This window comes from Stieleria magnilauensis (assembly GCA_007753675.1).
Classification (GTDB): domain Bacteria; phylum Planctomycetota; class Planctomycetia; order Pirellulales; family Pirellulaceae; genus Stieleria; species Stieleria magnilauensis.
Window position 1 is genome coordinate 3,765,588 of record CP036432.1, and the last position, 12,581, is coordinate 3,778,168.

A 12,581-nucleotide genomic window follows, 5' to 3' on the forward strand; every position below is an offset into this window, starting at 1 on the left:
GATAGTGACCATGTCCAACGAACCGCCGCCCGAAAAAAAGCTTCCGCTGCATCGTCGTTTTTTGCCCACGACGCTGGCCGGAAAATCGGCCGCCGTGACGGCATTGGCGCTCGTGATCCTGTTGATCATCGTTTGGATCTTCCGCTTGTTCGGTTCGCAAAGCGTCCGCTTGATTCACGCGGTCTCGATGACCCACATCGTGATCGAATTCGCGCTGGTGATTCTGATTCCGGTCGTGCTGTACTGGGGCATGCGGCGTTGGAACCAGGTGATCGAGGGTGAATTTCCCGATATCGACCGTGCCTGGGAGGCCGGGATTGCAGCGCTCGAGGCAAAGGGCGTCTCTCCATCGGACTATCCGATCTTTTTGATCCTGGGATCGTCCGACGACCAAGCCGAACAGGGTTTGATGGAAGCGTTGGAGACCAAGCTGCCGGTGCACGGCGTGCCGGAAGCGGCTGGCGTCAGCCACGCCTTGCAGTGGTACATGAGCACTGATGCGATCTACCTGTTTTGCCCCGGCGCCAGCTCACTGAGCGCGTTGATGGGGCGTTGGGCGCCGTCGTCGATGAACGTCGCATCGCGGCGGATCGCGCGCCGCAGTGACGGCGGGGCCGCCGCCTCGGCCGCGCCGAACGCCGCGCCGGATGCGTCACCCAGCCCGATCGGCATCCAGAAAATACAGCGTGCCGCCCCCGGCAAACCTCCCGCACCGGCCGCCGCCAAATCGCAACCGCCGAAGCTGCAGAAGGAATCGGCGATGCGTCCGGCTCCGCAATCGACACCGCCTGATCGGCAGCCGGCACAACCGCAGACCTACCTGGGCACGATCGGCAACCAAGCGATGGACTCGTCACCGCTGGCCGGGGCGGGCCGAGAATCAGCGTCACTGCCGCCGCGTGGATCCGCGTTTGACCTCCCGACACCGCCCCGCCCTCAAACGCCTCAGCCTCAGTTGCCTCAACCGCACGTGCCCCAACCGCAAGTGCCGCGTCCCCCCGCACCCGCCGCGGCGATGGGTGACGCGCTGCGACCGGCACCGCGGTACGAAGGGACGATCTCGTTCGACCAATACCCGCCCAGCCAACCCAGCGCAACCCCCACGCCGGCTGCCGCGTCCGCGACGGCTTCGCCATCGCCGGCGGTTGCCGCTGCACCTCGCGCAGCGGTTGCTGCCGAGACGCCGTCGCCGCCCCACGTCACCACGACGACATCGTCCGGGGCTCCGTTGGCCATGCCGCGCAGCAGCGGCAACAAAAAGGTCGCCTTGCCGGCGTCGCTGGACACGTCGGACCAAATCCCTCGCTTGCGTTATGTCTGCAAATTGCTCAAGCGTGCTCGACGTCCGATGTGTGGCATCAACGGTGCTGTGACCCTGATCCCGTTTGAACTTTCTCGCGTCGGTCCGTTACAACTTTCGGCCATCGCCCAATCGGCCCGCAGCGACATCGAAACGATCCAACAAACGATGGGCGTGCGGTCGCCGGTCACCGCTGTGATCGTCGGTCTGGAACAAGACAAGGGATTCATCGAGCTGGTTCGTCGCTTGCAATCGGGATTGTTGTCGCGACGACTGGGTGGCCGTTTTGATCTCCGCAGCCGGCCCACGCCCGACGAATTGAACACCCATAGCGATCGCTTGTGCGATGCATTCGAAGACTGGGTGTACCGGCTGTTCAGCCGCGAGGACGGACTGGCCCAGCAACGTGGCAACCGCAAGCTGTACGCGCTGACGTGCAAGATTCGACACGAGTTAAAACCGCGACTGCGGATGGTGCTGGGACAAGCGTTCGGATGTGAATCGAGCGAGAAGAGTGCCGGCGGCGAGAAAGACGATTCCTTCTTTTTCAGCGGTTGCTACTTTGCCGCCAGCGGAGCGACCACGGGACAAGCCGCGTTCGTCAAAGGCGTGTTGAAAGACAAACTGATCGACGAGCAATCCAAGGTCGAGTGGACGCCCGAGTCCCGTCGGAAGCAACGGCTGCTGACCACGTTCACCGTGCTCGGCTGGATCATCGCGCTTTTGCTGACCGTGCTGTTGGTGCTCCAGAGTTTTGTCTGGAGCTAAGGGTCGAATGGGAAAGAAGTGTCGAATGCTACCAGTGGGATAGGCATCCGGCCTGTCACCGAGCGTCTGTGCTGTTTGCCGGATCGGCTTTCAGTTGATCAGGAAAGAGTTCCTCTAACTTCTTCAGTTTCGGAACGATGTACGCTTGGCAATACTGCTTGTCTGGGTTTCGGTTGAAGTAGTCCTGGTGATCCGCGTCTGCGGGATAAAACGTGCTGGCCCGTTCAATGGACGTCACGATCGGCGACTGGAATGCCTTTTGCCGATTCAACAGTCGCTTGTACTGTTGGGCGACGTCTCGCTGCTGGTCCGTGTGGGTGAACACCACACTGCGGTACTGCGGTCCGACGTCTGGACCTTGACGGTTCTTGGTGGTCGGGTCGTGCGTGCGCCAAAACACCTGCAACAACGTCTCAAAGGTGACCACATCGGGGTTGTATTCCAATTGGATCACTTCGACGTGACCGGTCCGTCCCGTCAGCACTTGGCGATACGTCGGATTCTCAATTCGTCCGCCCATGAATCCGGGCCGGACATTGCTGACGCCTTCAATCCTTTGAAACACGGCTTCCACGCACCAATAACAGCCACCGCCGAACGTTGCCGTTTCTCGCTTGGGTTCCTCGGCCGAGCCAGCCGAGGGAACGCAACACCATGCGGCCAACAGGATCAACGCAAGCAGCGCGTGTCGATTGATAGTCATGGCAGCTCGTTGATGATTGGTAAAAAAGGTCATTCGATCAGTTTAGGAAAGTTCATTGTCGCGATGGACGCCGCAACATTTTGCTGTCGTTCGGTTGGCAGTTCGTCCTTCACCAGGCCGCTGCTGCCCATGGTATACCGGGTATCGGCGTAGTAGTCGAAGAAGTACGTTTCGTCCTCACCGCGGAAGACGATTCCCGATGGCTGTCCGTCGCCGTGCCGGGCCGCGACGAAGTACGTGTTCTTGTCAAGTTTCTTGTACGTATTGGATCGTTTGAATCCGTGGTCATACAGAAACTGCCCCGCCATCGCGGCGTTGGGAAAGTCATCGGCCAACTGATCCTCAATTGCACCGACACGTTCCTTCACGGGGCTCCCCTTCACAGGATACCAATCGGCAAACCGCAAATCGGACTCGGGACGGTGGGGCTTGCAGGATTTGCCCCGGAGAAGGAATCGGTTGCACGGCTGGTACTGAATCAGATGCTTGCCGAGGATGAACTTGACAAAGAAAACGCGCCGAGCCGCCTCGGTTGCCTGACCGCCAGGCGTACTCACGCTGTACTCCCCCTCGTCAACATCGGGGGCCCCTCTGCGTTGATAGCCGAGGGACTCGAGCAGTTCGATGGTCGGCTCAAATCGCTCGTCCTGCGGAAAGCCGTCGATCACCATGATGATGGCGCCCAGTTCGTCGAAGCCTTCCGCAACGAAGCGGTCGAATTGTGTTTTCAGCATGGTCAAACGGCCCAGGAAAAGCCGGGCAATAAAAAATGGTGCGTCTCAAGTCGGTGAGAGATTTGATTTCCACCTAGGCAGGTGTCTAACGTACCAGCATTCTGTCGCAACTCAATTTTATCGTTGTGGAACTTTCAGAAAATTCACAACGTTCTGCCCGGTGAATACGTTGCGGTAGACGACAGGTCTTCGTCCGCTTTACGGCCATCCCGCTGAGTCGACCTCAATGAGGAGGCCGCTGGCGCTGGCGCGAACCGGCTGATGTCAATGGATGATCAGCCGTATTGGGCGTGAGCCGACGGGCCCCAACGAGTCAGAACGCGACATCCGAAGGTGACTCGATCGGTGCGTCGATGTCGACGGTCTGCCCCCGAGATGCTTCGAAGGCAAGCTCTCGTTCGATGATCGCGTTGATCGTGCTTTCACCGAACACCGATTCTTCGGGTTCGGCGGCCACGGTCGATGGCGGATTGCCGGCGAGGGGGGCGTTGTCGTTGTCGTCGCTCCACGGGGAGGTGGCGAAATCGACGACCGAGCGAACGATTTGTCGGCCGGGTAGGGGCGATGTCATCCGCGCCGCGGCCGACTGCGTTTCCGTCAAGTGAATGTTGAAGTACTCCAGCAGCGTTCCCATTTCGAAGTTCAGGTTTTTCGTCGCCAAGGCGTACTGGACGCGGGCACGATTGGCGTCGCTGGCCGCCTCGGCGTAACGCTGTTCGGAGTCCAACAAGGCATTGAAATCGAATTGACGCACCGGCGCCTGGGCTTCCCCGGCCAAGATCTCGTATTGTTCTTTCGCCGCGTTCTCGCGATTCAACGCCGTTCGTAAGATTTCGTAGGCGCGATCACTTTCGGCCATCGCGTTGCTCAATCCATACACGACCTGACGCTCCAGTTCACTCAGCAGGGCGCGTTCACGGGCCAACCGCAATTGGGCGTTGCGGACCGCCGAGTGGGCTTGCCGGAATCCGACCGGATAAGAAAGACTGAGCCCCATCAACCATTCGTGCGTCCCCGTGCCGGTCGCGGTACCGGCCGGAGAGATATTGTGATCGAACAGGCTTTCGCCCAGGGCGCGATACCGGTAACGACCGACGGCATCGAGACGTGGCAGCAAGAAATTTCGGCTGGCGGTCAATTCGTAGCGTCGTCGATCGACGTTCAGCCGCTGGCGGCGCAGCTCGGTGCGGCGTGCTAAGGCGTTGGAAACGATGTCGTTCCAATGGTAGGTAACCGGCGCGTCAGTCGGCGGGCTGGAAGGATGAATCAGTCGACCATCGTTGATCGGCAATCCCATGATCAACCGCAATCGTCGTTCGTTGACATAGACGCCACCGGTCCCTTGAAAGGTCCCGCCGCCACTGCCGTTGAACGTTCGGGTGCCGACGACCAGACGACCGGCCAGCGAATTTTGAACGTCTTGCTCGAACCGGAAGTATTGCTCTTTGGCCTGCGCCAGTTTGTCGTCTTCGGCCCCGGGAAGCCCCTGCCGTGCCTTGAGTAACAGGTAGGTATTGAGACTGCGGTCACGAGCCTGTTGCTTGACTTCCAAATCGGCGTACGCGAAGTGTAGATCCCAGTAGGCGTTTTCGACGTCGCTCAAGTAGTCTCGCAGCGCGATCTCAAGCTGGGCCACCGTCACGTCGGCACTCAGTCGGGCGATAACGACGCCGTTGTAGACACCTGGTGTGGCATTGGGGCCGGCGATTCGATTGAAGTTGACGCCCCGCCCTTGCAGCAACGGATGTCGGACCTCGCCTTCAAAATTCCAATTCCACGCCGTGCCATCGAGCAGATTGCGATCGGAATTGTTCAAGTCCGCGTCAAAATTGTGTCGCAGGGTAAACAAGGCTCCCGAGGCCGTCTGTTTACTCAGGCTCGATTCCAGCCGCGTGAGTTGCTGTTGGTAGAAATTTTCGCCGCCGCCGGCAAACTCGTTGTTGAGCACCCGGTCGTTGTCTTCGTGAAACAGGTCGCCGTTGACCTGGGCATCAAATTCGCTGAGCGCCGCTTCCACACCGCTGGTCGGATCGGTTGCCTGAATTGCCGGTCCATAAATGGTCGGCGTTAATCCCGGCGTTTGAACCACACGGGCACCCAGGTCACGCAGCACTGTGGAGTTGGCCAATGCGATCTGAACCGCCTGATCGATCGTCAGATCCCAGGGCTGGGGTGCCGCGGTCCCGGGCGACGCACCCTCACCAATGGAGAACGGCGTGTTGGCACCGAGCGGGGCATCGCTCTGGACCACGTCGTTCAGATTCGGCTGCGCGATCGTGACCTCCGCCAAAATGCTCGACACCGCCGCAGACGGCACCGAAACACGGGTCGCGCAACCGACAATTGCCAGCAGGGAGATCGCGCAAAGGCTGTAGTTCGTGATGCTCCTACACGTCATCGGAGGTCTAATTGTTTCCGTAGCGTTTGCGAATCGTTCCGTGGTACGATGGTAGCCCCGTGTCGTAGATCGGCATCAAGACGGCCGAAATAGATTCTGTTTTCGGCAAAGACGCTCTTTTTGATACATTCGCAACAGGCGACCTAGACCCCCTATTTTATCGTAAAGGTCGATTTCAATTGGCAGACAGTGTGACGTCCTCCCCGGAACAATGCGGCGAAGAGTGGGGCGAGATCGAGCAGTTTGTTGCCGAGATTTCCGAGCTTTCCCAGGCTTCCGATTCACTTCACGCGTTCGCCAGCGAAGCACTTGAGCGAACCGTTGAACTGCTCGGTGCCGCCGGCGGCAGTGTTTGGATGGTCGACGACGCCGCAGGGTTTCAGTCGCTGTGCCAGGTAAAGGTCGACTCGGACTTGCCGGAAGCCGCTTTGATCGCTGGTGAACACCACACACGATTGTTGCGTTCGGTGCTCGACAGCAGTCGTCAGCAGTCGGCCGCATTGCCCCACACCACCGAACCGGGCGACCGGCCCCAGAGAACTCCGTCACGGCGCGGCGGCGTCCACGAAACGTACTTTTGGACCGGTTCGCCGCTGCGGATTGACCGGGACGTGATCGGCGTCCTTGAAGTCATTCAATCCAACTCGGTCAGCCCCGCGGCGCGAACGGGAAGTGAACGTCTGCTGGCAATCGTCGCCGATTTGGCGGGCGACTTCTTGCGGCGACAGCGGCTGAAAGATCTTCAATCGGCGGTCGATCGCTGGCGTCAATATGAAGCGTTGTGCCAGCGTGCCCATGCGAGTTTGGACTTGCGCGACACGGCGTATCAACTGGTCAACGACGGGCGCTGGTTCATCGGCTGTGACCGGGTCAGTTTGCTGGTTCCCCTGCGTGGTCGCTTGACCGCGATGGCGACCAGCGGCGTCGACACGCTCGATCGCCGCTCGGACCTGGTGCGTTCGATGGAAGAACTGGCCAAAGCGGTCGAGCCGTCGCGACAGTGGTTGCGTTACCGGGGGACGACCGATCAGTTCCCGCCTCAATTGGAACGCCCCCTGTGTGCGTTTGCTGATGACTCCCACTCGCAATCCATCGACGTGGTGCCGCTGTTGGCGGCGAGCGACGTCTCGGGCAACGTAGCGGGCGATGCGGCGGGCAATGCGGCGGGCAATGCGACGGAATCACTGGTCGGCATGTTGGTGTTGGAAACGTTCGACGCTTCGATCAACCCGGATGCGGAAGAGCGGATCGTTCGCATCGCCAACCTCTGCAGTTCTGCGCTGCGCAACGCGATCGACTACCAATCGCTGCCTATGCTGTCGTTGGCTCGTTGGCTACGCCGGACGATCCGTTATGGCGGACTGCAACGACGAAAACTGGTGATCGCCACGGTGGCCGTGGTGCTAACGATCTTGGCGCTGCGGGTGATTCCGGCGACCCATTACGTGGCAGCCGAAGGGGAAGTGCAACCGCTGATCCGACGCAATATCTATGCGCCCGTGGATGGTGAAGTGGTCGAGGTGCGTCGCGGGCACGATGAATCGGTCACCGCCGACCAGATCCTGGTGGTGCTCCGCAGCCGAGATTTGGAACTTGAACTGGAACGGTTGCAGGGCGAGTATCAGACGACGGAGAAACGATTGTTGGCGATCGCATCGGCGCGTGTTCAAACCGGGTTTAACGAGACGTCCGCGCGAATTCCAGGTCAGTTGGCTGCCGAAGAACAAGAATTGAAACAGCAACTGGCGAGTTTGCAGACCCAGATCGCGTTGGTCCGCAAACAGCGCGACAGCTTGGAAGTACGCAGTCCGATCGGCGGGCGAATTCTGACCTGGGATCCCGAAGACTTGTTGGCCGATCGCCCCGTCCAACGGGGGCAACTGTTGGTCAGCGTCGCGGACCTGTCCGGCCCCTGGGTGCTGGAATTGTTGGTCCCCGATCGCAGCGCCGGCCACGTGATCTCGGCCCAGCGAATCGAGGACGCCCCCCTGGACGTTTCGTTCACACTGGCGACCGGCAGCTCACCGACGTATCGTGGCAGCTTGAAGCAGATCGCCGGACGCACCGAAGTGCTGGACCAACAACAGGCTTCGACTCGGGTACTGGTTTCAGTGCCGAGCGAAGCGGTGGAGTTGCTGCGACCGGGAACGACGATCAAGGCGAAATTCGATTGCGGCCGTCGATCGTTGGGCTTCGTCTGGCTACACGACCTGTTTGAAACGGTCCGAGGATGGATTTTATTTTGAACCTGTTGAATCACGAACGGGATAGACGGATGAAGAACGGGAAAGCGATCGGCATGTTTCACCTGGCCTTGTGGACGATCATGCTCGCATCAACTTCCGTCGTTGCCTCGGCCGAAACGATCGGGGTGGATTCGGTGCTGATTCGATTGATCGATCAAGTCGACGTGCCCGCTCGGGCGGTCGGCTCGCTGGTCCAGGTCCATGCATCGGAAGGCAAGCTGGTCGAGAAGGGAGATCTGCTCGCACAAATCGACGACACCGAAGCCCAGTTGGACTACAAGCGTGCGACGTTTGAATTGGACATCGCGATGCGCGACGCTGAAAACGATGTCGCGGTCCGATCGGCCATGAAGACACGGGTCTATTCACAGGCCCATTTCGATCGACTGGTGCGAGCCGACGCCGCACAGCCGCGAAGTGTTTCTCAGTCGGAACTGGAAAAGGCGCGACTGGATGCGGAACAGGCGGAAATTGAGATTGAAAAAGCGCGCAGCGAACTCCAAAATGCCAAGACGAAAAGAGACTTGATGGCCAACGCGCTCGCCATGGCTGAACGAAACATCGAGGTGCGGCGCATTTTGGCGCCGCAGAGCGGAGAGGTGGTCGAAGTGTTGCGTCACGTGGGAGAGTGGGTAACGCCCGGCGAAAAGATCTTTCGGATCGTCAGCATCAAACGGTTGCGTGCAGAAGGATTTGTCCAAGCGAGCCAGGTCACCGAAGCGTTGAAGGGAATGCCGGTTTGGGTCGTGCCGCACGACGAACACGATACCGCGCAGTCCTATTCGGGAACGATCGTGTTCGTCAGTCGCGAGATCGACCCGGTCAACGGCCAAGTTCGTATCTGGGCCGAGGTCGACAACCACGACGGACGATTGCAACCCGGCCATCGCGCTCGAATGTCGATCATCACGGATTGACCCTGGGGTGCCGCGGAAAAGGGGTCAGGTAACAAAAATGCGAAGCACCCGTCGGGCCATTGGGTTTTTGGTACCTGACCCCTTTTCCGCTCGACAAACGCAACCCTTCATTCAAATCGGAACAGAGCACCAGGGAGACAAGCGAAGTGTCGACCGACAGTGAATCATCGGCGGGAGCGGGGCGTCTAAAGCTTCGCAAACGTCCGGACCTGGAAGTCTACCCGCAGCGTCGTCGCGGACAGTCCGTGTGGGTGATCAAAGACCCGCTTGCGCTGCGATACTATCAGTTTCGTGAGGAGGAGTTCGCGATCCTGGGGTGGCTCGATGGTCGCTCGAGTCTGGAGCAGATCAAGCAACGGTTTGAACAACGTTTCGCCCCGCGCCGGATGACCAACCAACGGCTGCACTGGTTTGTGGCCCATTTGCATCGCAGCGGCCTGGTCCTTTCCGATACACCGGGACAAGGCGAACCGTTGCGGACGCGTCATGACCAGCAGCGACGCGCCTCGTGGATGAACGCATTCTCCAATCCGCTGGCGATCCGATTTCGCGGATTTGATCCCGAACGTTTACTGAACTGGCTGTATCCGAAACTGCGTTGGGTGTTCTCGCCCTGGTGTGGTGCGGCGTGTGGTTTATTGGTTGTCACGGCGGTTGCGTTACTGGTGACGCAAGAGGCTTCACTGACACGGCGATTGCCGGAGATGAATGCGTTATTGAGCCCGCGCAATTTATTGGCGTTGGCCGTAGCGATGGCGTTGATCAAGTTGCTTCATGAAATCGGTCACGCGTTGACGTGCAAACACTACGCCGCCCGCTGTCATGAGCTGGGTGTCATGTTGTTGGTGTTCACGCCCTGCTTGTATTGCAATGTGACCGACGCATGGAAGCTGTCCAGTCGATTGCAGCGTGTGGCGATCAGTTCAGCGGGGATCGTTGTGGAGGTGGTTCTGGCAGCGATTTGCACGATCCTATGGTTGTCCAGCCAACCCGGATTGTTCAACACCCTCTGCCTGAACGTGATGATTGTCTGTTCGATCGGAACGGTGCTACTCAACGGAAACCCGCTGCTGCGGTACGACGGCTACTACATCTTGTCCGACGTCCTGGATTTGCCGAATCTCTGGCAGGACTCACGGCGCGTGGTGCAGCGTCTCGCCTGGCGTGTGTTTCTGGGCATTGATCCGGGGAAACCGGTCTCCGTTCAGGGGCGACGCGGAGTGTTGTTCCTTTATGCCCTCGCGTCGATGCTTTACCGAATGGTGGTGATGGTTTCGATCCTGTTTCTGGTGTACCGCATTTGCAAACCGGCGGGATTGATTTTGATCGCCCAGATTTTGACCGTCGTTTTGCTCGTCGGTCTTCTTTCGCCTCTCTTGACCGCGGTAGCGAGAATCATGACCAACCCTTCGACACGTCGCAAAATGAAGCCCGGCCGGTTGTTGATTTCCGCTGGGGTGGTGACCTTGCTGGTCGCCGCCTGCCTGTGGGTGCCGCTTCCCTGCCGGATTGTCGCGCCGACGATGATCGAGCCGTTGAATGCCCGCCGCGTCTATGTTTCGGTGCCGGGCCGGCTGACGAAATCGGTTGCTGCCGGAACCAAGGTGGCTGCGGGAGAACCGCTGGCCTACTTGGAAAACATCGATGTCAAGCGCGAGCTGGAAAGTGTTCGCGGTCAGCTGAGCCACCAAGAACTGCGGGTCAAGCATTTGGAATCGTTGCGTGGCGACGACGAGACGCTGGCCTCTCAATTGCCGGCCGCCCGAGAAATCCTGGCGGACTTGCAACGCAGATTGGTTCAGTTGCGCAACGATGAACAAGCGTTGGTGTTGACCGCTCCGGTCGAAGGCACGGTGCTGGCTCCGCCGACAGTGCAGCCGCCGACGCCCGGTGAGCTGGAACTGGTCCGTTGGAGCGGCACGCCGATGGACCCCAACAATTTGGGGATGACGCTGGAGCGAAAGACGCTGTATTGCCTGATCGGCCAGGAAGATGCTTTTGAAGCGGCGGTTTACATCGACCAATCGGACCTGCAATTTGTCCGCAAGGATCAGCGGGTGAAGCTGCTGTTGGACATCGCCGGCGGTGAAGTCATCGCAGGCACGGTGACAGAGATTTCACGAGTGAGTGTGAAAAGTGTTCCAACGGAATTGGCGGTGGATCAACAACTCTCCAGCCGTGTCGACCAGGCCGGCGTGCTGCGACCGGAAACGACGTCTTACAAGGCCCACGTTCAACTCGATCCGACCGATGTGCCGCTATTGATCGGCGCTCGCGGTCGGGCGAAGATTTCGGTTCAATCGCAACCGCTCAGCCAACGTGTGCTCCGCGTCCTCTCACGCACCTTCAAAACGGTTATCTGATCAACCGTTTCAACGGTGGCGTGTGGTAGCCGCTGCGAACGGAACTGCAGGGCGGATCGATGGCCGCAGACAACGGCAAGACACCGGCTTTCCATGCGAAGTGGATCCCTGAGTGGACCGCCGGCACGCGTTTCAGCGGACCACGGATCGCGCCGTAGCGTTCCAATCGGTTGTCTTCAAAATACAGCGGCTGGTGGCAAAACGACGCGCCCGTCCAAAAGTCTCGCATGGTCAAGTCAGACCGATGCAACGAGGTCAGATGCGGAACAGCATCGTGCCGGGGCAGGCCACTGGTATCGCCGGGCAGATCCGCGTCGGCAACCAGCTGCGATGACGCGCCCAGGCCTCGAGGGCGAACGTCCAGCCACGCGCCCGTGGATTGCGGTGTGGCTGTGACACGTTCGTGCCGCATGACATCGCGACCGAACTGCCTGTCACCCAGATCCAACACGTCGCTCTCGATCAGCTCCGGCTGTGGGTCGTCAAATGAATCGAAGGTCCGGGAGCCCTCGTCGTTGGACTCGGCGGCGGGTTCACGGCGGATCGGCAACAGCCCCGGCGGTTGTGACACGGGCACGGGCTGCACCAATGCCGGCACCTCCACTTCCACTTCGACCGTGTTGTCGGCGGACGGTCGGGGCAGTGATTCGAATGGTTGTTGCGTCGACGGCTCCGGCGCCGCCGGTGCTTGGCCGGCCTGATGGAGCGAGGAAAAGGTCGCTTGGGAAACGAGCGTCGGTGGATTCGAATGACGCCGCGACTGATTCCATGTCTTGCTCGCCGAAGCGTTGATTTCGGCTGGGTTGCTGATCAAGATCCTGGGGGCGAGTCGAACGATGGTGGCGGTCGGATCGGTGGTGATCGGCACGGTGGTGATCGGCACGGCGCGGTCGATGTCGGCGCCCCCGGCGGCCAGATGGGTGGCGGTCAGCATCGAGGTGGCACAGGCCAATGTGGCCACGCCCCTGCGGCACAACGAATCAAGGGTGTTTCGACGTCGAATGCGGAGCGATCGCGTCGGGCGGATTGCCGAGTCGGTCATGGCCAGTCACTTTCCAGCGTGTTGATGCAACGTGTGGATGCATCGTTTCGATGCACCGTGTGTTCAATCAGCGTGTTAAATCAGCCGCTCAGATCTCGAGGCCGCCGAGG

At 59.8% G+C, this 12,581-nt stretch carries 8 protein-coding genes; 4 read left to right on the forward strand and 4 right to left on the reverse strand.

The genetic code is table 11. The features are described 5' to 3' along the window. Nucleotides 1-10 precede the first annotated feature (10 nt). A complete protein-coding gene (locus TBK1r_RS13350) occupies nt 11-2,068 on the forward strand; it encodes a type VI secretion protein IcmF/TssM N-terminal domain-containing protein (RefSeq protein WP_145211237.1) in 2,058 nt (685 codons plus the stop codon). A 55-nt stretch (nt 2,069-2,123) separates the two neighbouring features. Here the strand turns inward: TBK1r_RS13350 and msrA are convergent, their stop codons facing one another. The 3 genes from msrA to TBK1r_RS13365 all read right to left on the reverse strand — a co-directional run bounded on the left by msrA (nt 2,124) and on the right by TBK1r_RS13365 (nt 5,903). Continuing rightward, the gene (gene msrA / locus TBK1r_RS13355; RefSeq protein ID WP_145211240.1) at nt 2,124-2,771 is read right to left on the reverse strand and encodes a peptide-methionine (S)-S-oxide reductase MsrA; all 648 of its coding nucleotides are present in this window, start codon (nt 2,769-2,771) and stop codon (nt 2,124-2,126) included. 29 nt (nt 2,772-2,800) lie between these two features. Further along, nucleotides 2,801-3,505 (reverse strand): hypothetical protein, encoded by a 705-nt coding sequence (locus tag TBK1r_RS13360; RefSeq protein WP_145211243.1) that lies wholly within the window; start codon nt 3,503-3,505, stop codon nt 2,801-2,803. 313 nt (nt 3,506-3,818) lie between these two features. Beyond that, nucleotides 3,819-5,903: a TolC family protein gene (locus tag TBK1r_RS13365; protein ID WP_145211245.1), complete on the reverse strand. Its 2,085-nt coding sequence runs from the start codon at nt 5,901-5,903 to the stop codon at nt 3,819-3,821. 191 nt (nt 5,904-6,094) lie between these two features. On the opposite strand from TBK1r_RS13365, the gene TBK1r_RS13370 reads away from it, so the two are divergent. The 3 genes from TBK1r_RS13370 to TBK1r_RS13380 all read left to right on the forward strand — a co-directional run bounded on the left by TBK1r_RS13370 (nt 6,095) and on the right by TBK1r_RS13380 (nt 11,429). Further along, the gene (locus TBK1r_RS13370) at nt 6,095-8,149 is read left to right on the forward strand and encodes an efflux RND transporter periplasmic adaptor subunit (protein ID WP_145211248.1); all 2,055 of its coding nucleotides are present in this window, start codon (nt 6,095-6,097) and stop codon (nt 8,147-8,149) included. Nucleotides 8,150-8,178: 29 nt separating this feature from the next. Further along, nucleotides 8,179-9,066 carry an efflux RND transporter periplasmic adaptor subunit gene (locus TBK1r_RS13375; protein ID WP_419581311.1) on the forward strand — a complete coding sequence of 296 codons (888 nt, stop codon included), beginning with the start codon at nt 8,179-8,181 and terminating at the stop codon, nt 9,064-9,066. Nucleotides 9,067-9,212: 146 nt separating this feature from the next. Beyond that, entirely contained in the window at nt 9,213-11,429 is a 2,217-nt protein-coding gene (locus TBK1r_RS13380) for a site-2 protease family protein (RefSeq protein WP_145211254.1), read from the forward strand. Here the strand turns inward: TBK1r_RS13380 and TBK1r_RS13385 are convergent. After that, a complete protein-coding gene (locus TBK1r_RS13385) occupies nt 11,422-12,471 on the reverse strand; it encodes a hypothetical protein (RefSeq protein ID WP_145211257.1) in 1,050 nt (349 codons plus the stop codon). The two genes, TBK1r_RS13380 and TBK1r_RS13385, sit on opposite strands and share 8 nt — an antisense overlap. Between the last annotated feature and the right edge of the window lie 110 nt (nt 12,472-12,581).

Coding starts and splice junctions, on each gene's coding strand:
- TBK1r_RS13350 (WP_145211237.1), top strand. CDS start 11: ATGTCCAACGAACCGCCGCCCGAAAAAAAGCTTCCGCTGCATCGTCGT.
- msrA (WP_145211240.1), bottom strand. CDS start 2,771: ATGACTATCAATCGACACGCGCTGCTTGCGTTGATCCTGTTGGCCGCA.
- TBK1r_RS13360 (WP_145211243.1), bottom strand. CDS start 3,505: ATGCTGAAAACACAATTCGACCGCTTCGTTGCGGAAGGCTTCGACGAA.
- TBK1r_RS13365 (WP_145211245.1), bottom strand. CDS start 5,903: ATGACGTGTAGGAGCATCACGAACTACAGCCTTTGCGCGATCTCCCTG.
- TBK1r_RS13375 (WP_419581311.1), top strand. CDS start 8,179: ATGAAGAACGGGAAAGCGATCGGCATGTTTCACCTGGCCTTGTGGACG.
- TBK1r_RS13385 (WP_145211257.1), bottom strand. CDS start 12,471: ATGACCGACTCGGCAATCCGCCCGACGCGATCGCTCCGCATTCGACGT.